At 47.7% G+C, this 24,776-nt stretch carries 21 protein-coding genes; 12 read left to right on the plus strand and 9 right to left on the minus strand.

Annotated elements, in window-relative coordinates:
• The first annotated feature begins 498 nt into the window (after positions 1-498).
• From IQ294_RS02750 to IQ294_RS02785, 8 genes are read left to right on the plus strand one after another with little or no spacing between them, the layout of a single operon-like run.
• Entirely contained in the window at positions 499-2,862 is a 2,364-nt protein-coding gene (locus IQ294_RS02750; protein ID WP_203332475.1) for a DUF8725 domain-containing protein, read from the plus strand.
• On the plus strand, positions 2,859-3,791 hold the full coding sequence (locus IQ294_RS02755) for an ABC transporter ATP-binding protein (RefSeq protein ID WP_203332476.1): 933 nt from the start codon (positions 2,859-2,861) through the stop codon (positions 3,789-3,791). Before IQ294_RS02750 ends, IQ294_RS02755 begins: the two co-directional genes overlap by 4 nt.
• Complete coding sequence (locus tag IQ294_RS02760; RefSeq protein WP_203332477.1) at positions 3,791-4,630, plus strand: ABC transporter permease; 840 nt, start codon at positions 3,791-3,793, stop codon at positions 4,628-4,630. The genes IQ294_RS02755 and IQ294_RS02760 overlap by 1 nt, the downstream gene beginning before the upstream one ends.
• A 12-nt stretch (positions 4,631-4,642) precedes the next feature.
• Positions 4,643-6,046, plus strand: coding sequence for a DUF8809 domain-containing protein (locus IQ294_RS02765; protein ID WP_203332478.1), 1,404 nt, complete (start codon positions 4,643-4,645; stop codon positions 6,044-6,046).
• Between the two features lie 18 nt (positions 6,047-6,064).
• Positions 6,065-7,057, plus strand: coding sequence for an AAA family ATPase (locus IQ294_RS02770; RefSeq protein ID WP_203332479.1), 993 nt, complete (start codon positions 6,065-6,067; stop codon positions 7,055-7,057).
• Positions 7,054-7,914 carry a DUF58 domain-containing protein gene (locus tag IQ294_RS02775; RefSeq protein WP_203332480.1) on the plus strand — a complete coding sequence of 287 codons (861 nt, stop codon included), beginning with the start codon at positions 7,054-7,056 and terminating at the stop codon, positions 7,912-7,914. Before IQ294_RS02770 ends, IQ294_RS02775 begins: the two co-directional genes overlap by 4 nt.
• A gap of 11 nt (positions 7,915-7,925) precedes the next feature.
• Positions 7,926-9,662 carry a vWA domain-containing protein gene (locus IQ294_RS02780; protein ID WP_203332481.1) on the plus strand — a complete coding sequence of 579 codons (1,737 nt, stop codon included), beginning with the start codon at positions 7,926-7,928 and terminating at the stop codon, positions 9,660-9,662.
• Positions 9,643-12,228: a VWA domain-containing protein gene (locus IQ294_RS02785; protein ID WP_203332482.1), complete on the plus strand. Its 2,586-nt coding sequence runs from the start codon at positions 9,643-9,645 to the stop codon at positions 12,226-12,228. Before IQ294_RS02780 ends, IQ294_RS02785 begins: the two co-directional genes overlap by 20 nt.
• Positions 12,229-12,278: 50 nt before the next feature.
• On the opposite strand, the gene IQ294_RS02790 is transcribed toward IQ294_RS02785, so the two are convergent.
• The 6 genes from IQ294_RS02790 to IQ294_RS02815 form a co-directional block, all read right to left on the minus strand.
• Positions 12,279-13,490 carry an MFS transporter gene (locus IQ294_RS02790; RefSeq protein ID WP_203332483.1) on the minus strand — a complete coding sequence of 404 codons (1,212 nt, stop codon included), beginning with the start codon at positions 13,488-13,490 and terminating at the stop codon, positions 12,279-12,281.
• A gap of 209 nt (positions 13,491-13,699) precedes the next feature.
• Entirely contained in the window at positions 13,700-14,776 is a 1,077-nt protein-coding gene (locus tag IQ294_RS02795; protein ID WP_203332484.1) for an ABC transporter substrate-binding protein, read from the minus strand.
• Between the two features lie 2 nt (positions 14,777-14,778).
• Positions 14,779-15,585, minus strand: a complete 807-nt coding sequence (locus IQ294_RS02800) for an ABC transporter permease (RefSeq protein ID WP_203332485.1) — start codon at positions 15,583-15,585, stop codon at positions 14,779-14,781.
• Entirely contained in the window at positions 15,569-16,387 is an 819-nt protein-coding gene (locus IQ294_RS02805; RefSeq protein ID WP_203332486.1) for an ABC transporter permease, read from the minus strand. The genes IQ294_RS02800 and IQ294_RS02805 overlap by 17 nt, the downstream gene beginning before the upstream one ends.
• The gene (locus tag IQ294_RS02810) at positions 16,377-17,483 is read right to left on the minus strand and encodes an ABC transporter ATP-binding protein (protein ID WP_203332487.1); all 1,107 of its coding nucleotides are present in this window, start codon (positions 17,481-17,483) and stop codon (positions 16,377-16,379) included. Before IQ294_RS02810 ends, IQ294_RS02805 begins: the two co-directional genes overlap by 11 nt.
• Before the next feature lie 16 nt (positions 17,484-17,499).
• The gene (locus tag IQ294_RS02815) at positions 17,500-18,039 is read right to left on the minus strand and encodes a helix-turn-helix domain-containing protein (RefSeq protein ID WP_203332488.1); all 540 of its coding nucleotides are present in this window, start codon (positions 18,037-18,039) and stop codon (positions 17,500-17,502) included.
• Between the two features lie 310 nt (positions 18,040-18,349).
• Here IQ294_RS02815 and IQ294_RS02820 point away from each other — a divergent pair, with 310 nt between their 5' ends.
• Both IQ294_RS02820 and IQ294_RS02825 read left to right on the plus strand, forming a co-directional pair.
• Complete coding sequence (locus tag IQ294_RS02820) at positions 18,350-18,646, plus strand: hypothetical protein (protein ID WP_203332489.1); 297 nt, start codon at positions 18,350-18,352, stop codon at positions 18,644-18,646.
• A gap of 67 nt (positions 18,647-18,713) precedes the next feature.
• Positions 18,714-19,373, plus strand: coding sequence for a potassium channel family protein (locus tag IQ294_RS02825; RefSeq protein WP_203332490.1), 660 nt, complete (start codon positions 18,714-18,716; stop codon positions 19,371-19,373).
• Positions 19,374-20,263: 890 nt separating this feature from the next.
• Here the strand turns inward: IQ294_RS02825 and rnjA are convergent.
• Together rnjA and IQ294_RS02835 are read right to left on the minus strand one after the other, a co-directional pair.
• Positions 20,264-21,931 (minus strand): ribonuclease J1, encoded by a 1,668-nt coding sequence (rnjA, locus tag IQ294_RS02830; protein ID WP_203332491.1) that lies wholly within the window; start codon positions 21,929-21,931, stop codon positions 20,264-20,266.
• A gap of 2 nt (positions 21,932-21,933) precedes the next feature.
• Complete coding sequence (locus tag IQ294_RS02835) at positions 21,934-22,146, minus strand: DNA-dependent RNA polymerase subunit epsilon (RefSeq protein WP_203332492.1); 213 nt, start codon at positions 22,144-22,146, stop codon at positions 21,934-21,936.
• Between the two features lie 287 nt (positions 22,147-22,433).
• On the opposite strand from IQ294_RS02835, the gene IQ294_RS02840 reads away from it, so the two are divergent.
• Positions 22,434-23,204, plus strand: a complete 771-nt coding sequence (locus tag IQ294_RS02840) for a Cof-type HAD-IIB family hydrolase (RefSeq protein WP_203332493.1) — start codon at positions 22,434-22,436, stop codon at positions 23,202-23,204.
• 42 nt (positions 23,205-23,246) lie between these two features.
• Here IQ294_RS02840 and def read toward each other — a convergent pair whose 3' ends face one another.
• A complete protein-coding gene (gene def, locus IQ294_RS02845; protein ID WP_203332494.1) occupies positions 23,247-23,813 on the minus strand; it encodes a peptide deformylase in 567 nt (188 codons plus the stop codon).
• Between the two features lie 147 nt (positions 23,814-23,960).
• Between def and IQ294_RS02850 the strand changes: the two genes are divergently transcribed.
• Complete coding sequence (locus IQ294_RS02850) at positions 23,961-24,605, plus strand: YkyA family protein (RefSeq protein ID WP_203332495.1); 645 nt, start codon at positions 23,961-23,963, stop codon at positions 24,603-24,605.
• The last annotated feature ends 171 nt before the right edge of the window (positions 24,606-24,776 follow it).

The raw sequence follows: 24,776 nt of genomic DNA on the forward strand, positions 1-24,776 counted from the left end.
GTCGAGAAAGAGGTAAAGGTGAGTAATCGATATTGCGCAAAACAGCTTCGCTTTCCTTGAGGCTTGCACTGAGCTAACTCGGACTCGGTGCCCTTCGCCCGAGTGGATCTCAGCCCTTCGTCGGCATTCGCCTGCTCCCTTGGGAGTCTCGCTGTTTTGCTCCATATCTCAGAGTCACTTTCTATAAAGAGAGAGCCTAAATATTTTGGTTTCTGAGAAAAATATCCTTATTTTTCTACAGCTATAAAATGTAGCAGCAGGCGGCGACTCCTGCAGGATTCAGAGCGAGTCCTGAGACCCCGCAGGAGCAAAGCGACGGCTCCCTGCGGAACGCGTCCGTCTGTCTCTGCACCGCTGCGCTAGCTTCGAGACATGAAAAGATTTGCAGCGAAATGATTAAAGAAGAGTATGTTTTTTAACAGCTTTTTATTTTGTATCAGAAGGAACTATTCGATAGGTCAGGCGTACTAATCTATAGATAGGTAAAGGAGGTTCAGCATGGAAAGAAAATTCGTATACGCCCTTATTATTTTATTCGCATCCATATTATGCACTTTTCCCATACAGGCATTGGCCGAAGCTGACATTACTATAGATGCTGAAGCGGGTTTTCAAAACAAGGTGAAAGCCGATAAAGGTGTTCCGATCCGAATCACCGCCACCAATAATGGCAAAGCGTTTACGGGAGACCTCGTCCTGGATTATTCCGAAAGCTACAGCATCGGCTCAGGAGTGAGTGTGCCGCTTGACCTTGCTGCGGGGGAAACGAAGACCATCCAGCTCTCAATGCCGGGGCTGATGGATAATGTGTACGCGGGCGGGCCGAACACTCAGACGATTTTTCTGTATGAAGGCGGCTGGGAAGAAGGGCAAGCCACCGATTTTAAAGGAAGAAAATCGCTGCAGCCGAATTATTTTAGTCAGGACACTCTTTTTATCGGTGTGCTGACAGACAATGCTGACCGCTTGCGCGTCTTGAATGAACTGCTGTCTTCCGGTACTGGACCGGGCAGTGAGCTTTTCTTTTTTAATCAGGATGATCAGCTGTCTTTGCCTGCAGATGTGCTTGCTCTCGACAGCCTGGACTATCTCATCATCGACGAGTATCCCTTCAGTGATCTGCCGGCAGCCAGTCAAGCAGCGGTGGAAAACTGGGTTTTACAGGGAGGCAACCTTATTATCGGAGCAGTGGGCAATATGGAAGCGGCGGCAGGGAACCTTGCCCCGCTGTTGCCGCTTGATCTTTCAAATCCTGCAGATAAAAGTGTTCCAGGGTTTGAAAATCCTTTTGCCGTATACGGCGCTACATTAAAAGAAGGGGCCCAGCCGGTGCTTATTGAACAGGATCAAATATTTGCCGCGCAAAATGCTGTAGGTTCAGGATCTATCATACAAACCGCATTTTCAATCGGTGATGAGCCGGTCGTTTCACAGGAAGGCTACGGCGCATTTCTGTTATCGCTGATGGACTCTCAACAGGTGCCCATGCCGAATTATCAAGGTGAATCCATCAAACAGAGGATAAGCTATGAAATTGGGACGGCCAATGAATTATTCGAAAGTTTTGCAGTGTCACGAACGGCCATGTTCCTCATCATTCTTGTGTATCTCATTTTAACTGTACCTGTGCTCTATCTTTTCCTGAAGAAAAAAGACAAACGTGAATTAGCCTGGCTGGCGATTCCAGCTTTTGCGGTACTAGCGTCGATCGGTATTTTTGCTGCCGGAGCGAAAGACCGGATCGGCAATCCGCAAATCCAGCAGACGGGATTTTTTGAAGTGGATAGGGACGGAGGATTGAATGGTTACTACATGAATACATTGCTGTCAAACCGCGGTGGGGATTATAAATTCACAGCACCTTCAACTACGACGATGTCTGCAACTGCAGGCAATCAATTCGCTGGCGGCAATACACATAATAATGCGATTCTGGAAAAATCTGTGGAACACTCAGCGTTGACAGTACGGGATATGCGCTATTGGTCAGTAGCTTCCATAATAGGGGAGTCTTATATCAAGGAAAGCGGAGCGTTCGATATTCAATTGATGGTGGAAGATGATGTGTTGAAAGGCACTGTCCGAAATGATTTTCCATTTGCAGTCCATGATGCCGCGATTTGGTCCGGGACCCGGTTAATTGCTTTAGGTGATCTGGCTCCGGGGGAAGAGGTGCAGGTGTCTGAACAGCTGCAAACGGATTTCCTTCCTTCGATTTCACCGATTGGCCAGATGATGGCCGGGCAGCAGCCGTTGGCGAATCAGGAGGATCTGATTGAGGAGAGAAAACAGAGTGCGCTGAGGATGGCGCATGAACATCTGAGCCGGAATGGAAGTTTACCTTATGTCATTGCATATACGAATGATGCCATCATACCTGTCCAGCTCGACAATCAGGATGCCAAAGTGTCGGCAGTCCATCTGCTGGCCGAAAGCTTTGAACCGGATGTGGATTTTGCTGGAGACTTAAGCTTAAATTCCGAGAACTTTAATGTGGAGATCACTACGGCAAGCGCTCAGGGCTATTTTCATGAATATCCGGATACACCGGGTTTCATAGGTTTGGAAACAGGCGAATACCTGATTGAATATCAGCTTCCTGCTGCTTTACGGGAAGCAGATGCTGATTGGTCGGAATTTAATGTGTCCACAATGGCTTCGGATGTCAGTTACTCCATTTTATCCGGGGCAAGCGGGGAGTATGAAGAGCTGCCGAATGGATCAGGGGAAAGTCTGGATAACGGCACTGATTATATATCTGAAGATGGAACGATTGAAATTATGCTGAAAGTGGACAGCCGCACAGGGTATGCTGAAATCAATCTGCCGAAAATAGAGTTGAAAGGAGTGGCGGGCCCATGATCGAAATCAAAGGATTGACGAAGAAATACGGATCTTTCTATGCGTTGAAAGGTTTGGATCTGACGATTGAAGACGGGACGGTTTTCGGATTTGTAGGAGCTAATGGTGCCGGCAAATCCACCACTTTTTCCATTTTGGCGACTTTGCTTCAGCCGACTGCCGGAGAAGCATGGATCAATGGCATCAGCATTTCGCAGAATCCTCAGGAAGTACGCCGCCAGATCGGCTATATGCCCGACTTTTTCGGCGTCTATGATCAGTTGAAAACAGAAGAGTATCTTGATTTTTATGGTGCCAGCTATGGGCTTGATGCAAAACAGCGGGAGGCCTTGATCCCGAAACTGCTGGAATTGGTTAATTTAAGCCATAAACGCCAGGACTATGTGGATCTGCTGTCGCGGGGAATGAAACAGAGGCTCTGTCTGGCACGGGCGCTGATCCACGATCCGAACATCCTGATTTTGGATGAACCGGCATCCGGTCTCGACCCGCGTGCCCGTGTGGAAATGCGGGAGATTCTGAAGGAATTGAAAGCGATGGGGAAAACCATTCTGATTTCCTCCCATATCCTCCCGGAGCTCGCAGAAATGTGTGATAGCATCGGCGTGATCGATTCCGGGGAATTGATCGCCCACGGTTCAGTTCAAAGCATCCAGGAAAAACTGCAAAGTGAAAAAGTGATCCATGTCAAATTGGCAGGCCCACTGGCAGATGCTGTCACCTTTTTTGAGAATGATCCGCGTGTCACGCAAGTCGACAGTATCACTGAACGTCAGACTGTACAATTCCTGTATAAAGGCACCGATGAAGAGCAGCTCGCTCTACTGCGTGAAGCCATGGCGTCCGGTCTTCGTATATTGGCCTTTTCCGAAGAAGAAACCGATCTCGAAGATGTCTTTATGGAAATTACGAAAGGAGCCGGTGCCTGATGAAAGAGCTCCTCGCGAATCCAGTGCTTGTAAAAGAAATCAAACTCCGGTTCCGCAGCGTGAAAAGCTTTACCGGATTATTCTTCTATCTATTGATCATGGGTGTCTTTGTATTCGGATTCATCAATTTGACCAGTTCGTTATCAGGGGCCGGCTTTTTCAGTCCCGATGAAAGTTTTCTGCTGTTCACCATGCTGAGTTATATCCAGCTTGGACTGATCCTGTTCATCACCCCGGGGCTTACGGCTGGCACCATCAGCAGCGAACGAGAAAAACAGACATTGAATATCCTGCTGACCACAGCCCAGAGCAGTTTTCAGATCATCTTCGGAAAATTGCTGTCATCGATTTCGTTTTTATTGCTGCTGCTCGTATCCGGCCTGCCCATCTATAGTATGGTATTTTTATATGGAGGAGTATCACCGGGCCAGATTGCCGTGATTTTCCTGTTCTACTTGTTGACGCTGTTGGCGATCGGGAGTCTGGGCGTCATGTATTCCACCCTGACGCGCCGTACGATCGTCTCGATGATTTCAACATATGGAACGATGATTTTCCTGACCGCCGTCACCGGTTTTTTCCTGGTCTTATCCATTTCCATTTCTGCTGTATCGATGGGAATGGGCCTGTCGCCTTTCAGTTATTTCTGGGCAAGCATTAATCCGGCAGTGGTGCTGCTGACACTGCTTGAACCAGGGTTTAGCGGTGAAATTGTACGGATGACCGGCATTTCGGTGCCGCTTTGGGTGACTTACACCATCTTCTATCTGTTGGTGTTTGCCGGGTCCATGTGGCTGTCGGTCAGTAAATTACGGGTCAATATGAATAAATACAAATAAGGAGAATGCCTGATGGACAGTCGGAAAATCATTGTTTTCACCAATAAAGCGAATCGCCGTCTGAAACTGCAGTTTTGGGTGAAATTGCTGCAAATCGCCGTGAGCATCGGCCTTGCCGCTGCACTGCTGGTATTTTTGGTTTCGAGACTGTCCGTCTTTCCTTATTATGGATTTTATGCATATTGCGCAGCCGTCCTGTCCATCATCATCTTTTGCATATGGAATATCCGTCATATGCCCCGCCGAAAGCAGGCAATCGCCGAACTCGACGAATTTACGCCGCACAATCAATTATTGACCTTGACGCAATTGCCTGCAGATCATCAATTCAGAGCGGATTTGACAGCCAAAACGGAAAAAGAGCTGCATCTAAGTTATCAACTGTTCAAAAAAGAACGGAATGAATGGTTTTTGCCGAAATCGCTTTTGATTTCTCTCGGACTTGCGGTCTTGCTGTTGCTGTCAGGGTTATTCCCTGCTGCTGCCCAACTTGAGGCAAAAGAGCAGGAGCAGGAACTCGAGATTATGGAAGAAATAGTTGAAGAAGTGCAAAAGCAGAAAGAACTGGCCGACTCGCCGCTAGTCAAAGAGCAATTGGAAAGTCTGGAAGAAAGATTGGAAGACAGCGAAACACCGGAGGAAGCACTTCGTGAACTGGTGAAAAAACAGAAAGAATTGGAGCTGCAAAAGAAGGAGAAAATGGATCAGGATTCAGAGGTGGCACAACATGAAGCAGAAGAGCTGAATGATGCTTCATCGCAATTGGCGAAGCAAGCTGGAAAAACCCAGACCGCTTTAAGTGAAATGGGGAAACCGGTGGCTTTTGACCTGCAGCAAGCCCTTGCCGCCAATGAGCTTGCCGAAAATCTACAGGACTCAAAGGACTCGGACGCTGAGTCTGAAGATGGGTCAGATGATGAATCAGCACCTGAAAGCTCTTCAGACGGAGAACAAGGGAATTCTGCCGGCAGTGAGGGAGAAGGTACATCCGGAAGCGAAAGTCCGGAACAGGCTGGAAGTGAGGAAGCTGGAGCCGGCCAGGGTGAAAGCGGTTCAGGTGCTGCTCCAGGAGAAGGAGAAGGACACAGTGAAGGGGAAGGCCAGGGGCAAGACGGAGAAGGTGCTGGAATGGGGACTGGAGCTGGAGCCGGCCAAGGCAGCCGTGAATTGCTGACTATTCCATCAAGGCTTGGTGGCGGCGCTGATCCGACGTTAGACAATGGTGAATTGTCTGAAGGCGCTGAAGGTTCATTCGAAGAAGGGCCCGTGAACGCAGAACGGGGAACTGTCCGCCCATATCAGAATATGGTCGGTGCTTACAGTGATTCTTATTTTTCCAGTGCGCAGCGCATGAAATTGCCCCCGGACCTTCAGAATATCGTGGAGCAATACTTTTCAGCAATCGAGAGTGATTAAACGAAAGTGGGGATGACGATGACCGTTACAGCGGAGCAGTTTACGGAGATGAGTACGAAAATACAGCAGGTAAGGGAGGAAATTGGCCGTTTTATCGTAGGACAGGAGGAAGCGGTCGAATTCTCCCTGTATGCGATTCTTTCCGATGGCCATGCATTGCTCGAAGGCTTGCCGGGTTTAGGAAAAACGATGCTCATCCGGACGATAGCGGAAGTGTTGGACCTGTCGTTCTCACGGATCCAATTCACTCCTGATCTGATGCCTTCAGATATCACCGGTACCAGCCTGCTCGAACGCGATTCGGCAGGCAGGCAGCAATTCACATTCAGGGAAGGGCCGATTTTCAGCCAGATGGTGCTGGCGGATGAAATCAACCGTGCCACGCCGAAAACACAAAGTGCGCTGCTTGAAGCAATGGGGGAGAAAACCGTTACAGTTCTTGGTGATACGAAGAAAATGGCAAGACCATTCTTCGTCCTGGCCACCCAGAATCCGATTGAAATGGAAGGGACCTATCCGCTTCCTGAGGCGCAGATGGACCGTTTTATCTGTAAAATAAAGATCCCTTCCCCGACAAGAGACCAGATGGCGGAAATTGTCAGAAGAACGACGGGCAGCCAAGAGATTCAGCTCGTTAAAATGATGGATGCCACTGAATTGATTGCCGCACAGCAACTTGCGAAAGAAGTGCTGATTGCTGATGACATCCTGATGGTTGCTGTCGATATTATACAACAGACAGACCCCTCGAGGACAGATCTAGAAGACATCAAGCGGTTTGTCCAATACGGCAGCGGGCCCCGCGGTTTGCAGAGTTTGATCAGAACCGCCAAAGCGCGTGCATTGGCTGATGGACGTTACCACGTCTCAATCGGGGATTTGAAATATGTCGCAAAACCAGTGTTAAGACACCGTATGCTGATGAATTATGAAGGGGAAGCGGAAAGTGCCGACATTGACGGCTTGATCGGCTTGGTGCTGGATGCCGCCGGAAGAGGGAATTCCAGATGAATTTTCTTCAACTGCCTAAAGACTGGGTCGCCCGTCTGAGTCGCTATTCAATCGGCACTAAATCTAAAATCCGGGGACATCACAAAGGATCCAGCCATTCCCGAAGATTCGGAGCTTCCATGGATTTTTCCGATTTCCGCGAATACCATCCAGGCGATGACGTCCGGCATATCGACTGGAACGTCTTTGCCAGAACAGAAAGGGTTTATATCAAGCGGTTTTTGGATGAACAGGAAATGCGTGTACATATAATGATGGATGCTTCGAAATCGATGAAGGATAAATGGCTGTTCAGCCGTCAACTGGCCTTCTCACTCGGCTCCATAGCGTTGATGAATGATGACAGGCTTTCAGTTTCAATGGGGCGCGGAAGCCATGCGCCTTTCCGGAGAAAAGGAAAATCTGCGCAAAAGCTGTTCAGCCATTTTCTCCTGACTTTTTCGGAGGCTGAAGAAGATGGTTTTGTGGAAAGCGCGGATTTTCAATCAGCAAAAGATTCGACGGTCCTGTTCATCCTGTCTGATGCCCTTGAATCACTGGAGAAATGGCAGCTTTTCTTCAGCCGGGCTGCAAAATACTCGAAAGATATCCGCTTTCTGCATATTTCCGATGAAAATGAACGCAACCCGTTATTTGAAGGGGACCTCCGGTTGATCGACAGGGAAAGCAAGGAGTCCTTCAATGTGACGTTGAATAGCCAGGCCGTCCGTAATTATCAGCGGCAGCGGCAGAAACATCTGCAAGGATTACAAGCGCTATGCCGCAGATATGGCGTCCATTATCTGCCGGTCCAGGTGGAAGATGGCATTCAGCACACAATCATGCGTCATGTGGCAAAACAAAAATGGATCAAGTGAGGTGACACGGAATGGGTATGACAAACTGGGGGATGATCTGGACATTTGTTATGCCCATTGCCCTCATCCTCTATTATTTCTATAGGAAAAGATACAAAGACCAGCCGGTTTCTTCTATTATCCATTGGCAACAAATGATGAAAGAAATGCAGGCCTCGCCGTACCTCAAAAAATTGCAGCAGAATGCCCTGTTTTATTTGCAGCTGGCTGCCCTGTTACTTTTGGTTTTTGCATTGCTCGATCCATACATCAAATCCCAAAGCCTGGAAGGCGGGGAGTTCATCTTCGTCATGGATACATCCGCATCGATGCTGGCGGGTTCGCCGACTCAGCTTGAACGGAATAAAGAGCTGATGAAAGATCTTTCCGAAAAAGCCGAAGGCAAACCGGTAACCATCATCACGGCCGGGAGCACCCCGGAAATTTTGGTGCGAAAAGAGACATCGGCGAGAAAGCTTCAGCAAGTGATAGACGGAATCATTGCCGGATATGAATCCCCTCAGATGGAAAAGACCCTATTTTATGCTGAAACGCTTGTTGAAGACGAAGCGGCTGCCATTCATGTATTTACGGATTCACTCGACCGCAGCATCATTGCAAATAAAACGGGGGCAGCTTACACAGTGCATGCCAACAATATACCGCTTGCCAATGTTTCAATTCGGCAATTTGGCATAGCGCAGGGAGACGCGGGCAACCGCGCCATCGTCCAGCTCTTGAATGACAGCGAAGAAAGGGTGGAGGGTACGCTCGAATTGATCGGGGCTGATGATTATGCCGTGAATACCGATATAAGCCTTGAGCCGGGGGAAGAGCAATTGATCCCTTTTGATAATCTTCCGGAAAGCGCTTTATGGCAGGCGAACCTGAAAGCAAATGATGATTATTCACTGGATAACCAGGCATATGCATATAACAGCCAGTCCATCGATACCGTCATCCTGGATAACACGTTGCACGGACTTGTAGCCAAAGGGCTGGATTCCATCGGTGTCACGGTAAACACGGCTGAGCCGGATCAGCTGCCTGAATTTACAGGAATGCCGGTGATCACGAATCAAAGCGGGATGCTGGCCAGTGAAATGCCGGTTTTATTGATCGGACGAGACGATGAAGAGTCCTTTGAAGCGGCGGGGCGTGTTGAAATGCTTGCTCATCCGTTATTCGCGTTTGCCCCGCTTGAAGACATCTACATAGCGGAACTCTACCCGCCTTTTGAGGAGTTTGAAACTGTTGCATCTGTCGGCGGTTCTCCATTTATCCAACTGTCGCCTGAAGGGGATATTATTGTACTGGCCGATATTCAGGCAACAGACTGGCCATTGAATCCTTCTTTCCCGTTATTTCTTTGGAGCGCCATCAACGAAATGACTGGCAGCGAAGATTATTTGGGAACGTTCTGGCCCAATGAACAGCGTTCTGTCAATCTGGCATCCACGGGCGGGGAATGGGAAATTTTCAAAGGGCAAGAGTATCATTCTTCATATATTGAAGGGCAACGCAGTTTCCAGGCACCGAACGAGCCTGGAATCTACCGGGCTGTCAGCGATGAAGCAAGCAAAAACTTCATCGTCCAATTGAGCAATGAGGAAAAAACAATCGCAACAGGGCAGAATTTTACAGCGGGCAAAGCGGTCGAAACAGAAACATCCACTGAGCATTCGGCAGTTCCGTGGCTGTTGCTGCTGATATTAATCGTGATTCTTGCAGAATGGGAGGTGTACCGCCGTGGAACTTCGCTTAGGTGAACCTTTATGGCTGCTGCTGATCGTTCCGGTGGCGATCTATTTGCTCATGACGGGATGGAAAAGATTCCGTAAGGCAGAAGCTCTTTTCAGAACCTCTTTCATTCTCAGGCTATCGAGTATTTTTCTTCTTATTATTGCATTGGCATCTCCGGACATCCATCGGCCGATAGATGAAGAGCAGGTTATTTTCCTGTGGGATCGCTCTGCCTCCATGGCGCCAGCGGAATCCGGCATCCAGCAACTACTGGACCAGGCACTGGGCGACAGCGGCGGACATCAGGCGACAGCGGTCTATACATTTGCCGAAGATTTTCAAACATTGGTGCCGTTGGCGCCGGGAATAGAAGCTCTGCCACTGGATTCAGCCCAGGTTCAAGATGGCCATACGGATATCGCCCAGGCGCTTGAACTGGCAGCGAACAGCGGTGAAAAGAGTCTGGCCACCCGCATCGTGCTGCTGAGCGACGGCAATGAAACCCGGTCTTCGGCACTGGAAAGCCTGATGCGAGTCACTGACGAGCGGCTTAGCATCGATGTGTTTCCGGTTGAACCCCCATCAAGCAATGAAATCATCCTGACTGAATTCCAAACGCCCGCCCAGGCGATTGTGGGTGAAGAATTGAATTTTTCACTGATCATCGAAGCTGACCAACAGAGCAGCGGAGAACTGGTATTGTCTGTCAATGATACAGAAATAGACCGCATTGCAGCGGAGCTGGCGGAAGGACGGAATATTTTGTCCTATCGTTATACCGCCCAGCAAGAAGGGTTGCTGAAAATTGAGGCGGCCATAGAAGTTGCTGACGATGGATTTTTACAGAATAACCGGCTGACGAGTTTGACGGAAGTGGAAGGGCCGCCTGAAATCCTCATTGTCAGCGAAACCGGCGAGAGTCCCATCGGCGATTTGGCAGACACTCAAAACATCCGCATAGCAGAAAGTTCAGCCTCGACGCTGCCAAGTAATCTATCTTCCATCATTGCCTTTGATGCGATCATTTTCGATAATGTTTCAGGTACCCAAGTCAGCGGACAGACAATGGACGTCATCGAACAGGCAGTCAAAGAGTTCGGGACGGGCTTTATGATGGTCGGGGGGGATCAAAGTTTCGGCCTCGGAGGATATTTCAAAACCCCGATTGAAAAAATCCTGCCGGTCGAGATGGAAGTGAAAGGGCAGCATGAGCTGCCATCGCTCGGCCTGGTAATCGTCATGGACCGTTCCGGGAGCATGGCAGGGCAGAAATTGGAACTTGCGAAAGAGGCGGCGGCACGGTCGGTCGAATTATTGCGGGAAGATGATAGGGTAGGGGTCATCGCATTTGACGACCAGCCATGGGAAATCATTCCGACGCAGAAACTTGGGGATCCGCAGCAGGCGATCGACGATATTCTGACAGTCGCTCCGGGCGGCGGCACCGAAATCTATTCCTCACTCGCGGAAGCCTATAGTCAATTGGAAGATCTCGAGCTGCAGCGGAAGCATATCATCCTCCTTACGGACGGTCAATCGGGTACACGGAATGACTATACGAATCTGATAGAAGAAGGCAGCGATGATAACATTACACTCTCAACCGTGGCGATCGGCCAGGATGCGGATCGTGCATTACTCGAATCCCTTTCTGAAACCGGCAGCGGCCGTTTCTATGATGTCGTGGATGCGACGACCATCCCGGCAATCCTGTCGCGCGAAACCATCATGATGTCACGCACCTATATCGTGGATGAGCCTTTTTATCCGGTCATCTTTGAGAGTGCCTGGAGCCCTTTATTCGAAGAAGGGGTTCCTCAGATGAACAGCTATATTGCGACTACTGCAAAAGACACGGCGAGAGTGGCGGCAGAAAGCGGTCAGCAGGATCCGATACTTGCCGAGTGGAATTATGGGCTCGGTAAAACGCTGGCGTTCACATCTGGCAGCGGCGCATGGAGCGGAGGGTTTCAAAGTTGGCAAAACTGGCCGGCTTTCTGGAACCGCAGCATTTCACAAATGCTCCCGTCATTTACGGAAGCCCCGTTTTCAATCAGCCGGAAAGCTCAGGGGATTTATACAATCGAAGATCCTTCCCGCTCGTCGGCTATTTTAAATGCTGCTGTGGTCAATGACAGAGGAGAGGAACTCGAAGTTCGTACAGAGCCGACAGCACCGGGCACCATCGATATCCATCTCGTCGAAGAACCGGGGCTTGTCTTTTTCAGCGTATCCAATGAATCCGGCGATGTTTATCAAACGGGGCTGACAATACCATACGGTGATGAATACCGCAGCAGGGCCGCTGACACGGAGCTTCTCTCATCGATCGCTGCGCGTGGAGGCGGACAAGTCCTGGAAACGCTTGAAGAGGCTTACCGGGATATTCCGTATCACAGCACGTCCATCCAGCAAATTCGGATTCCGCTCATCCTGCTTGCCATGCTGCTGTTCTTTGCGGACATTACAATTCGCAGGTTCGGCCTTAAAATGCCCGCCTTTCCGAAAAAAGAGAAGGTACGACCGGAATTCGGCGGCAGCAATGAAGGCATTGAACAGTTACTGAAAGCAAAAAGTCGGAACACAAAATAAAACCTGTCCAAAGAGGACAGGTTTTTTGTATGTTCTGCTATTAAATGGACTCAGCTTTTTACAGACGGTGCGGCTGTCCGGGTTTCCTGCAGCAATTGCTGTTTTCTGCCGGCCCATGCCGATGCGATGAAGAAACAGATCATCAGGATGGCGGTTCCCGCGATATAAGGGAAAATTACGTTGATATCAAAGAGGATACCAGCCAAAGCAGGTCCGATCATATTCCCTAAGCTCATATACGCATTGTTCATCCCTGCGGCGTAACCCTGCTGATCTCCGGCAAGCTTCGATATCAGCGTATTGATCGCTGGGCGGAGGAGGGAAGCGGCTGTGAAGAACACGGCTGATACGATAAGAATCGTCCAGAAGGTATTGACGAACAGGATCCCGATCGTCGCGGCAGCGGAAATGACGAGGTTCACCAGGATTACATTCATTTCCCCGAAACGTTTGAACAGCCGGTCGATGACGAAAGTCTGGATGATGACACCGACAAATCCACCGACCGTTATCAGGATGGATATCTCTTTCGGTGTAAAATTATGTTCTTTATCAACATACAGTGCGATGGTCGACTGGAAATTGGATAAGCCGAATGCGAAGATGAACATTACGATTAGCATGACAAAATATGGCATGTAAATGGAGCGTTTCATCTGCTGGATCAGATTTTCCTTTTTATTTTGCTGTTGCTGGATGGTCGGCGGCACATCCGGTAGCACAATATAGGACATGATGGCTGCAAGAGTTGCTACGAGCGCCGCAATATAGAATGGGAATTGGAGACTGACTTCTGCCAGGAATCCTCCGAATCCGGGCCCGATCATAAAGCCGAGGGACATGGATGCACCAAGCAGCCCCATCCCTTTGCCGCGTTCTTCATAAGTGGTGATATCGGCTACGAAAGCCATCATCGGCGGAATGAGGAAGGCTGCTCCCAGTCCGCTGAAGAACCGGGCAGCATACAGGATCCAGAGTTCACTGGCCAGGCCGAAAACAAGTTGGGAAATTCCGAAAACAACCAGGCCGAAGATGATCAGTTTCTTTCTTCCGTATTTATCGGAGAGCTGTCCTGACAATGGTGAGAACAGGAATTGAGCAAAAGCGAAAGTGGCGATCAATGTGCCGAGCACTTGGCCGGCGACACCGAATGTATCAAGATAGGCAGGCATGATCGGAATGATCAGACCGATCCCGCTCATGGCAATGAACATGTTGAACATAAGGATGTAGAGAGCGAATTTATTTGATTTTGATGCCATTGGGCGTCCTTCTTTCATAAGATACTTCGTGTGACTAAATTTTATCATAATGAGCTTAGTAACTATACCCCATTTCCAATAAAAAAAACAGCCAAAAATGAGCCGGGCAAAAGAATCTTCCCGGCTCATTTTGCTGTTGAGATGTATCATGTGCTCCAATCATTCCGTTTCCGCTCTTCGCTTTCTGCAGAATGTTCGTATGACCTTGTTTATTTCTCCATATCCATTTTGAATTCCAAAAATAATTCATTGTAGATGCCGAGCATTTCAAGGCCCAGGTTTTCATAGACTTCGAGGCGTTCCCGCAGGTCTTCGGTTGGGTAGAACCGTTCATCGCCTGTCACTTCCGGGTCCATCAATTCCATTGCAGCTTCGTTTGGCGTGGAATAGCCGACATAATCAGCGTTTTGTGCCGCTACTTCAGCATCCAGCATGAAATTGATGAATTGGTGTGCCCCATCGATATTATCGGCAGTCTTTGGAATGATCATATTATCGAACCATAGGTTGGATCCTTCTTCCGGCACCGAAAAGTCGATGTCTTCATTGATCCACATCATGTCGGCTGCCTGGCCGGACCAGGTGAGGGCGACAGCGGCTTCTTCTGCACGCATCATTTCGACGATTTCATCGCCGATGATGGCCTTGACGTTCGGTCCGATGGTTTTCAGCTTATCGGTTGCCTCACGAAGTTCGTCGGCGTCCCGTGAATTCAGGGAATAACCGAGGCTGTTGAGGCCCATCCCGATCACTTCTCTCGCAGAATCGACAAGGATCACTTCCTGTTCCAATGTCGGATCCCAAAGGTCGTCCCAGCTTTCGAATGTCTGGCCATCGAGCAGGGTAGGATTATAAGCGATCCCGACTGTTCCCCAGAAATAAGGGATGGAATATTCATTGCCGGGATCGAACGCCAGATCCAGGAAATAAGGGTCGATGTTTTCAAGGTTGGTGATCTGCTCCAGATCAATCGGCTGGAGAAGGTCCGTCTCCTTCATTTTTTCAATCGCATATTCAGACGGCATCGCTACATCATAGCTCGTGCCGCCCTGTTCGATTTTCGTCATCATCGCTTCATTGGAATCGAAGGTTTCATAGACGACAGTAATGCCGCTTTCTTCTTCGAATTGGCTGATCAGTTCAGGATCGATATATTCACCCCAGTTGAAGACGGTGATGGTTCCGCCGCCCCCGGCTGAAGAGGAATCTTCGAGAATGGAGACGACATACATCAATATACCTGAAGTCACGATGATCGCTAAACTAGCGCGTATAAGGTCTTTCATGGTCAGTTGCCTCCTCCTGGTGGTCGGATGGTCATGCGCGCGCGGTTACTGAAGAAGTAATAGCCGAGCACAAGTCCGAGAGTCACTAAGAATATCAGTGCGGACAGGGCATTGATGGTCAAAGTGATGCCGGCCCGTGCCATCGAATAGATTTCAACGGATAAAGTCGCAAATCCGTTTCCTGTAACAAAGAACGTGACTGCAAAATCATCCAGTGAATAAGTCAGTGCCAGGAAGAAACCTGCAAAAATACCGGGTTTGATGTATGGCAGGATGACTCTTGTCAGGATATCACGTTTGGATGCACCGAGGTCCGTAGCGGCATCGATGAGGGAATCGCTCATTTCCATCAGCTTCGGCAATACCATGATGACGACGATCGGAATACTGAAGGCGATGTGTGAAATAAGTACGGATGCAAATCCGAGCTTGACGCCGACCATCGTGAACAGGATCAGGAAAGAGGCACCGATGATGACATCGGGACTGACGATCAGGATTGTGTTCAGCGATAGCACGGCATTGCGCATTTTACGGTTGCGGATAAAAACGATTCCGATGGCGCCGAGCACACCGATCGCAGTTGATATAAGTGCAGACAGCAAAGCGACAATGACCGTATTCAGTACGATGATGATCAGTCGCGTATCGTTGAATACTGCTGCGTAATGTTCGAGCGTGAAGCCTTCGAAGGACGACATGGTGCCTCCGCTGTTGAATGAATAAAAAATCAGATAGAAAATCGGTGCGTAAAGGATGAGAAAGACAATGGCCAAATAGACGCGTCCCATTTTACTTAATTTTTCCATTGACTGTACCTCCTTTTTCACCGGTCACCATCATGATGATGATCATGAATAGGATAAGGAACACTGCAATCGTTGAACCCATGCCCCAGTTCTGGGTCACGAGGAATTGCTGTTCGATGGCAGTTCCGAGTGTAATGACTTTATTCCCCGCGATGAGTCTTGTAATGACAAACAGCGACAGGGCAGGGATGAAGACGACTTGAATCCCGGCTTTCACCCCGTTGATGGCAAGCGGGAAAATGACGCGTCTGAACGTCGTCCATGATGAAGCGCCGAGATCCCGTGAAGCATCGATCAGTGCCGGGTTGATGCGGTCAAGTGAGTTGAAAATCGGCAGCACCATGAACGGGATGAAAATATAAACCGCTACGAAGATGAAGCTGAAATCCGTGAACAGGATCTGCAGGCGTTCAGAGCCGATGGAAGCGATCAGATTATTGGCAGGTCCATATAAACCGAAGATCCCGATGAAGGCATAAGCTTTCAGCAGCAAATTGATCCATGATGGAATGATGATCAGCAGGAGCCATAATTGCTTGTTCTTTGTCTTTGTCAGCCAATAAGCTGTCGGATATGCCACTAATAGAGATATCAGTGTAATCAGGAATGCGTACCAGAAAGAACTCAGCGTAAGCCGCAGATAAACGGAAGAGAAGAAGTTCTTATAGTTGTCAAAAGTCAGGTTGCCGGAAATGTCGAAGAATGAATAATAGACAACCAGCGCGATCGGCGAAATGACGAACAACACGATCCAAAGGTAATAAGGGATAAGATAGAAAGGATTGGTTGAGTTATTTTTCATGGCCAGGTGCTCCATAAGCTTCGAGTCTGGCGTCAAATGCCTCTTCAGATTCATTCAAGCGCATGACATGGATGGCTTCCGGTTCGAAATCGAGGCCGATGCGCGATCCGACTTCAACTTTTTTCGTCGAATGGACAAGCCATTCATTGCCGACCTCATCCACTGTTGAAATTTCGTAATGGACGCCGCGGAACAGCTGGCTGTCGACAGTGACCGTAATTTTTCCTCTTTCAAGAGGGGAGATGTGAAGATCTTCCGGACGGATGACGATTTCGACTTTCTCATTTTTATTCAATCCCTGATCGACACATTCAAATTCCTGGTTGGCGAAGCGGACGCGGTAATCATCGATCATCACGCCATCGACGATATTCGATTCTCCGATGAAATCAGCGACAAAGCGGTTGATCGGCTCGTCATAGATGTCCAAAGGTGTTCCGCTTTGCTGGATTTCCCCGGATTTCATGACGAAGATTTCGTCTGACATGGCCAGTGCCTCTTCCTGATCATGGGTGACAAAGATGAATGTCTTGCCGAGACGCTGCTGCAATTCGCGCAGTTCATACTGCATTTCCGTCCGCAATTTCAGATCGAGTGCGGATAATGGTTCATCGAGAAGAATTACTTCAGGATCATTGACGATTGCACGTGCGATTGCCACCCGCTGGCGCTGACCGCCTGACATTTCCGAGATATCCCGTTTTTCGTAACCGTGCAGATTGACGAATTCGAGTGCTTCCAGGACACGGCGCTCAATTTCAGCTTTTTTCAATTTTTTGATGCGCAGGCCGAATGCCACATTCTCGAATACGTTTAAATGAGGAAACAGGGCATAATCCTGAAATACCGTATTTACCTGGCGCTCGTTGGCAGGTGAATTATTGACGATTTGCCCTTCGATGTAGATATCGCCTTTTGTCGGTTTGATAAATCCGGCGATCAAACGGAGGATCGTGGTTTTACCGCAGCCCGATGGTCCGAGCAAGGTATAGAATTTCCCGCGCTCCAACTCAAAACTGACGTTGTTCAGTACATTTCCAGCCCCTTCATAGGCTTGTGTAACATTTTCAAAACGGATGATTGAATCTCCGGACATTTTATTACCTCCTGAATTATAAATATGAATGGGTGGCGCTGATGATCATTTCACATTTGCCTTTGCCGGCGTTATGCAATTGGTGGTGCTGGGAAGCTTCATAATAGATGGAATCCCCTGCGACCGCAATATATTCTTCTGTTCCTAGAACCAGGCGGACTTTTCCTTCCAGGACATAGATGAATGTCTCCGCCTGGGAAGGTTCGAATTGTTTATAATGACCTTCTTCGAATAAGGTGAGGTAAATCGGCTCCATTTCTTTCTTATAAGAAGTGGGGATGAGCCAGTCGATTTCATATCCGGCTTCCTCATCCGTATGGATACGGTGATCTTTGGACGAATAGATGACTTGCGGCGTCTCACCGTCTTCAAAGAATTCCTTAGGTGTCGTACCTAATACCTCCAGCAGTGTAAAAAACGTTTCCAGGGAAGGGGAGTTCATGTCCCGTTCCAGCTGTGAAATAAAACCTTTGCTCAAATCAGTGCGTTCGCCAAGCTCTTCCTGGGTCAATCCGTTCTGTAGACGGAGGCTTTTGATCTTAGCTCCGATATCCATATAAAACTCCTCTCCTTGTATTTGAGGGTTCTGATTCTGTTTATCTTAAGCAAACTTCAAGTATTGAAAGTTTAGTGAAAATATACTTACAGTTTACAATCACTGTTTAGTATTATGCAATAATTCCTTTCAAAAATAAAGAAAAAATATTTAAACTAAATGGTTCATTTCTATTGCATTCTGCTGGGTGTATTTACTATCATAGAGAATGTGTAAAAAGATTATTTTATTATAATGTAACTATTAGCCGCATTTTGGATTATCCGTCATGTGAAAAATAGCCTGTCCCACTAATTTAGGAGTGACTTTAATGAATGACAAAATGAATTTTTTCCTGGATCCGAAAAATCGGGCAGTGCAAAAAACCACTATTATGAACTATAAACAGGACCAGCAGGGTCTTTACCTGATGGCCAATAAGAAACTGATCAATTGGATGGAAGTCCATACTTATTGCCACCATTGCCTGTCACCGTTGACATTCGATGATGAATTCGATGCGAGTTACTGTGCAGGATGCAATGAATGGCGCGAAGAGGCATGCAGCGATATCGACTGTGAATATTGCGAGAACAGACCGAAACGACCACTTGACCCCCGCCGATGAGCGGGTTTTTTTATTGATTGGAAGGTTATGATAAACTGTAGGTATGGCAGGAATTTGGAGGCAGGATATGAAAAAGGAATTTGTAGTGATAGGCCTTGGCCGTTTCGGAGGAAGCATCGTCCGGGAATTGATCGAACAGGACGCCGATGTAATGGCGATCGATATCGACCCGGAGCGGGTGGATGAATTTGCAACCATCGCAACTCAGGCGGTTGTTGCCGATACGACGGATGAAGCGGTGCTGAAATCTCTGGGCATCCGAAACTTTGAACATGTCATCGTGGCCATCGGGGATAATATCCAGGCCAGCATCCTGACGACCTTGATGCTGAAGGAAATTGGCGTCAAAAAGATAACGGTGAAAGCCCAGAATGATTACCATGCAAAAGTGCTCCACAAAATCGGAGCCGATAAAGTGGTCCATCCTGAGCGTGACATGGGGATCCGGATCGCCCATAATATGCTTTCCAATAATGTTCTCGATTATCTGGAACTATCGGATGAACATTCGATCATGGAAGTCAAAGCGAATGAAAAACTGTCAGGATATACGCTTGTCGGTCTGGATATCCGTGCGAAATATGGCATCAATATAGTGGCCATCAAACGGGGGAAGGATATCATCGTATCGCCGCAGGCGGATATGGAAATTGAAATCCAGGATATTCTCATCATCATCGGCTCAGACGCGGACATCAACCGTTTTGAGAAGAAGATGCTGAATTAGATTTTGGGATTTGGACTAGGTGAACTAAAGAATCGCTGTAAATATGTCGCTTCGTCGCTTTGGACAGTGCAAAGATTATGCTCCTGCGCACTGCTCGCCGCAAAGGAAGCGCCTCAAGTTCATGGCGCACCTTGCCTTTCGTAACAAGCCGTGAAGAGCACTCGTCTTATTTCTTCGCCGTGGTCCACTTCTAGAGATTAAGTGAAGCACTGAAGACTCCTCATATACTAAGGGTAGCTGAGCACCCACTCGGTCGAGGGTGCGAGTTGGCATTTGGAAACCACTTCAACATGAGAAGAGTTTCTCAGATATGGAATAAAACATCGAAGACTCCCATGGGATCAGGTAAGCCCCTAGGAAAGCGAAGCTGGTTTACGCAATAGCGGTTTCTTATATCTTATCTTTAAACAATCAAAAAAGGAGGTCCCAAATCGGGACCTCCTTTTCAATTTGTTGAGGAGGAAATATAAATGTGTAATCGATATTACGCAAAACAGCTTACTTTCTATAATAAGCAAGACCAAGAATATCTTAGTTTTTAGAGAAGGCATTTCAATTCTTCACAGAACAAAAATGCAGCGGAAGGCGGCGACTCCTGCGGGAAACAGAGCGTATCCTGAGACCCCGCAGGGAGTGCAGCGACTGAGGAGGCTCAGGCCGCTCCCCGCGGAAAGCGTCCGCCCAGAGCGCAATGATTATAGAAAGTATCAGTTTCCTGATGGACAAAAAGGAGGCCCCGGATCGGGACCTCCTTTTGTTTTTCACTTATTTGTCCAGACTCCGGCGACCCAGCTCTTCGGGCCATAAGCCAATCCAGCTGCCGTGGCCAAGACCGCCACTCTGCTGTTCTGTCTTATGCCTTTCAGAGCTTAACGGGTGCCGTCGCTTTTCTAGACTTCCATTATAACCGGAAGAATCATCGGACGACGTTTTGTTTTTTCGTATAGATAAGGTCCGAGCACATCTGATATATCATTCTTCAGTTCAGCCCAGTCCGCATCTTTGCCATGGATTTTCTTCTTCAGGTGACGGTTCAGCATTTGCTGTGCCTCATAGATCATTGTGCCGGATTCACGCATGTAAACGAAACCGCGGGAAATGATATCAGGGCCCGACACCATTTTATTGTTGGCCATATCGACACTGACTACAACGATGACCAATCCTTCTTCTGAAAGGACGCGGCGGTCGCGCAGGACAATATTGCCGATATCACCGATGCCGCTGCCGTCGATGTAAACATCTCCGGAAGGGATTCGGCCGGCTACTGAAGCTTCATCAGCACCCAGCGCCAATACATCACCATTTTCCATGATGAATGTATTTTCTTCTGGAACGCCGCAATCGACAGCAAGTTTCGCGTGCTGTTTCTGCATGCGGTATTCGCCGTGGATCGGCATAAAGTATTTAGGATTGATCAAGCGAAGCATCAATTTATTCTCAGGCTCTGAACCATGTCCAGAAGTATGGACGTTATTCAGGGAACCGTGGATGACATCCGCTCCTGCACGGAATAATAGGTTGATGGTTCTGTTGACGCTGCTCGTATTCCCGGGAATCGGGGAAGAAGAGAAGACGACCGTATCGTTCGGCTGGATATGGATCTGACGGTGCGTGCCGCTTGCAATGCGCGACAGGGCCGCCATCGGTTCACCCTGTGAACCTGTGCAGAGGATAAGTGCTTCATTCGCTGGCAGGCGGTTCAGCGTCTGCGTATCGACAAAGGCATCTTCAGGTGCATTGATATAGCCGAGTTCACGGCCGATCGTCATCGCATTTTCCATGCTGCGGCCGAAAACGGCAATTTTTCTGCCTTGGGCTACAGCTTCGTCAGTCACCTGCTGAAGACGGTAGATGTTCGATGCAAAAGTAGCGAAAATCAGGCGTCCATCAACTTTGCGCATGATGTCTTTGATCGATTCGCCGACTTTGCGTTCGGACATCGTGAATTCAGGGATTTCGGCATTTGTGCTGTCCGACAGCAAGCAAAGTACACCTTCGCTGCCGATCTGTGCCATTTTCAATAGGTTGGCCGGTTCGCCGACAGGAGTGAAATCGAATTTGAAATCTCCGGTATGGACGATATTGCCAGGTGGTGTTTTGACGACAATCCCGAAAGCATCAGGAATACTGTGGGTCACACTGAAAAAACTGACAGAAGTCTTACGGAATTTAATGACGTCATCTTCACCGATTTCAATCATTTTTGTCTGGCGAAGAAGACCATGCTCTTCCAGTTTTTTACGGAGCAGCCCTAAAGCAAGTTTACCGCCGTATACCGGGATGTTGATTTTCTTCAATAGATAAGCGACACCGCCGATATGGTCTTCATGGCCATGTGTGATGAAAAGGCCTTTGATCTTATCTGCGTTTTTAACTAAATAAGTGTAATCCGGAATTACATAATCGATTCCGAGCAAATCGTCTTCCGGGAATTTGATGCCGGCATCGATCAGGATGATTTCATCCTGGAATTGGACACCGTACGTATTTTTGCCGATTTCACCCAGTCCGCCGAGCGCGAAAACAGCTGTTTGATCATTTTTTACAAATTTCATAATCAGTCAATGCTCTCGACTTCGTAGTTTTCGGCTGCCTGTTCATATTCAAGGTGGCTGCCTTCAAGCAATTGCACAAGCTCGATGTTGTAATTGCGGTCTTTCAGGTGATGTCTTACTTCACGCTCGGTTGAAGCTTCAACATATAGGCTCTTAGTGTTTTCGCGAACTGGTACCTCATGGCGGTTCTCTTGGTAGTAGACTTTAAAAATCATAATATTTGCTCTCCTTTTTCCACGTTCAAAATAAATTCACTTTCTTTATATTATCATGTCATTGTTTTAAAATAAAGAATAGCCCTTCTTTTTATGAGCAGAAGGGCTATAATAGCTATGCTATTTTCTTTTTGTTCATAATACCGTTAAGCCTTCTGAGAAGTTTTCTTTTCAAACGTTTCAGCATGGCTGCTCACTCCTTATGTAAATAATACTGTATTTTCTGACAAAAGTAAAGGGGAAATGGCTGTTCAAGCCTGTACCAGAAAGGATTGAAGATAGACGATATGGGAAAACTATTATTGCTTGATATCGACGGAACTTTATTGAATACGAAAAAGGAGCTGCCTGCTTCAGCAGCCGAGGCTCTTCAAAAAGCGAGGGCGAATGGCCATGAATTGGCAATCGCGACTGGCCGCGCGCCGTTCATGATCAAGGAACTGCGGAAGGAGCTGGATATCGATACATATATCACATTCAACGGCCAATATATCGTCCATGAAGACAAAGTGATCCATACAGAAGCTCTGGATCCCGATCTGCTTGAGAAAGTGATGCTGTTTGCAGAGGAACGGGATCATCCGATGGTCTTCATGAATGGCGAAAAAATGATTTCTTCCATAGATTATCATCCGGATATCGATGAAAGCCTGACAAGCCTGAAATTCCCTCATCCGGAAACGGAAATCGATTTCCACCGGGACAATGAAATCTATCAGTCATTGGTGTTCTGTACAAAACAGGAAGAACAGCAGTATCATGAAAACTTCAAAGAATTCGATTTTGTGCGCTGGCACCGAGTGTCCTGTGATATCCTGCCGAGCGGCGGCTCGAAAGCGGCCGGCATTGAAAAACTGATCGCCAAAACGGGCCATGCAATCGAAGACACCATCGCGTTTGGAGACGGCTTGAACGATCTTCAAATGATGCAAGTGGCCGGTTTCAGCGTGGCATTGGAGAACGGCCATCCTGAAACCAAGAAAGTCGCTTCTTACGTGACCTCCCATGTGGATGAGGATGGCCTTGCAAAAGCTTTTAAACATTTGGGGCTGATCTGAATAAAACAGGCTGCCAGAAAATTTCCCGGCAGCCTGTTTAAATTATTCTTCTGTTTCCCGTGCAATCGGAATCGCATTTTCGATTTCTGCGAACGGATTATCCGGGTTGATGTGGTCAAAGAACATGACGCCATTCAAGTGATCCAGCTCATGCTGGAAAGCGATGGCGGGAAGCCCTTTGAGGCGCATTTTGAATTCATTGCCTTCTGCATCGAAAGCTTTTACGGAAATACGGGCATATCGTGGAACGTACCCCGGTATTGCGCGGTCAACCGATAGACAGCCTTCCCCTGAGGATAAGTAGGCCTTCTCGACGGAATGGCTGACGATTTTCGGATTGATCGCAATCATACTCAGATTTTCGCCGGACTCTTCATCGAAATGGAGTGCAAATATCCTTTTTGCCACATTGACCTGCGGAGCCGCAATTCCGACGCCCGGCCGCAAATCATATTTTTCGATCATTTCATCATTCTGGCTGTTGATGACATATTCCAACAGATCCTGCGCCAGTTTCTTGTCATCTTCAGAAAGCGGGAGCTGGACTTCTTCAGCCCGCTTGCGAAGTGTAGGATGACCTTCGCGGATAATATCTTTCATTAAAATCAATTGGTTTCCATCCTTTCAATCATGTTGCATCTGCCTTTCAGTATAACCCAAGGCACACTGCCCGCAAAACAAAAAAATACTTTGTTGGCAGTTGTAATTTTTTGAGCATCATAATATAGTTGAAACATGCAATAAGGAGGGTTTCGATTGAAAAGATACATATTGGCAGCAGGAATTTCAAGTGCGTTGCTTTTGAGCGCGTGTTCAGGTACATCAACAGAGGAACAACTGGATGCGGTGCTGAAAGAGACATTTGATGCAGAAAAGGATTACCGGGACACACAAAGTGAAATGGAAAAGCTGGAAAGCAGTGAACAGGAAAAATTTGAAACCATCATGGCTTTGACGCAAGAAGAGCAGGAAGAGGTCAAGACAAATGCAGAGGAAGCGATTGCTTCTGTGGATGAACGCCTCGAATTGCTTGAAACAGAAAAGTCCTCTATGGGTTCCGCTGAAGAAGCCTTCCAGGAGATCGATACTGTAATTGAAGAAACAGAAGATGAAGCAATGAAAGACGATTTGACAGCATTAAAGACGAAGATGCATGAGCGTTTTGATGCCCATGCTGATTTTGCAGCGGCCTATGAAGGATTGGCAGCTGAACAAAAAGAGCTATATGAAATGCTTTCTGACGAAGAAACCGAATTACAGGTGCTGCAAGAAAAAACGGCAGCAGTGAACGATATGAATCAGGAAGTCCAAAACGCTGTTACAGTATTTAATGAAAAAACTGAACAGTTTAATGAGATGAAGAATAACCTGATTGAAAAATTGAATGCAGATAACGAATGAAGCGGCCCTGAAAGCCGCTTTTTTCTGTGCTATAAAAGAATTTATTATTTATACTGTTATATAGTACAGTCGGTTGGCAGTGGGTAATACAGTTTCGTGAATCTATAATATTCTGTCTAATAAAAAGCCTTGCTGCGTTAGGATTCCCTATGATTGACCCTGCAATTAAGG

The sequence above is a fragment of the Planococcus beigongshangi genome (genome assembly GCF_016820495.1).
Lineage (GTDB): Bacteria > Bacillota > Bacilli > Bacillales_A > Planococcaceae > Planococcus > Planococcus beigongshangi.

Excerpts from the sequence above, each read along its gene's own strand:
- IQ294_RS02760 (WP_203332477.1), top strand. The coding sequence starts at position 3,791 with ATGAAAGAGCTCCTCGCGAATCCAGTGCTTGTAAAAGAAATCAAACTC.
- IQ294_RS02775 (WP_203332480.1), top strand. The coding sequence starts at position 7,054 with ATGAATTTTCTTCAACTGCCTAAAGACTGGGTCGCCCGTCTGAGTCGC.
- IQ294_RS02770 (WP_203332479.1), top strand. The coding sequence starts at position 6,065 with ATGACCGTTACAGCGGAGCAGTTTACGGAGATGAGTACGAAAATACAG.
- IQ294_RS02790 (WP_203332483.1), bottom strand. The coding sequence starts at position 13,490 with ATGGCATCAAAATCAAATAAATTCGCTCTCTACATCCTTATGTTCAAC.
- IQ294_RS02780 (WP_203332481.1), top strand. The coding sequence starts at position 7,926 with ATGGGTATGACAAACTGGGGGATGATCTGGACATTTGTTATGCCCATT.
- IQ294_RS02815 (WP_203332488.1), bottom strand. The coding sequence starts at position 18,039 with ATGGATATCGGAGCTAAGATCAAAAGCCTCCGTCTACAGAACGGATTG.
- IQ294_RS02795 (WP_203332484.1), bottom strand. The coding sequence starts at position 14,776 with ATGAAAGACCTTATACGCGCTAGTTTAGCGATCATCGTGACTTCAGGT.
- IQ294_RS02805 (WP_203332486.1), bottom strand. The coding sequence starts at position 16,387 with ATGAAAAATAACTCAACCAATCCTTTCTATCTTATCCCTTATTACCTT.
- IQ294_RS02750 (WP_203332475.1), top strand. The coding sequence starts at position 499 with ATGGAAAGAAAATTCGTATACGCCCTTATTATTTTATTCGCATCCATA.
- IQ294_RS02765 (WP_203332478.1), top strand. The coding sequence starts at position 4,643 with ATGGACAGTCGGAAAATCATTGTTTTCACCAATAAAGCGAATCGCCGT.
- IQ294_RS02840 (WP_203332493.1), top strand. The coding sequence starts at position 22,434 with ATGGGAAAACTATTATTGCTTGATATCGACGGAACTTTATTGAATACG.
- IQ294_RS02810 (WP_203332487.1), bottom strand. The coding sequence starts at position 17,483 with ATGTCCGGAGATTCAATCATCCGTTTTGAAAATGTTACACAAGCCTAT.
- IQ294_RS02755 (WP_203332476.1), top strand. The coding sequence starts at position 2,859 with ATGATCGAAATCAAAGGATTGACGAAGAAATACGGATCTTTCTATGCG.
- rnjA (WP_203332491.1), bottom strand. The coding sequence starts at position 21,931 with ATGAAATTTGTAAAAAATGATCAAACAGCTGTTTTCGCGCTCGGCGGA.
- IQ294_RS02820 (WP_203332489.1), top strand. The coding sequence starts at position 18,350 with ATGAATGACAAAATGAATTTTTTCCTGGATCCGAAAAATCGGGCAGTG.
- IQ294_RS02835 (WP_203332492.1), bottom strand. The coding sequence starts at position 22,146 with ATGATTTTTAAAGTCTACTACCAAGAGAACCGCCATGAGGTACCAGTT.
- IQ294_RS02825 (WP_203332490.1), top strand. The coding sequence starts at position 18,714 with ATGAAAAAGGAATTTGTAGTGATAGGCCTTGGCCGTTTCGGAGGAAGC.
- IQ294_RS02800 (WP_203332485.1), bottom strand. The coding sequence starts at position 15,585 with ATGGAAAAATTAAGTAAAATGGGACGCGTCTATTTGGCCATTGTCTTT.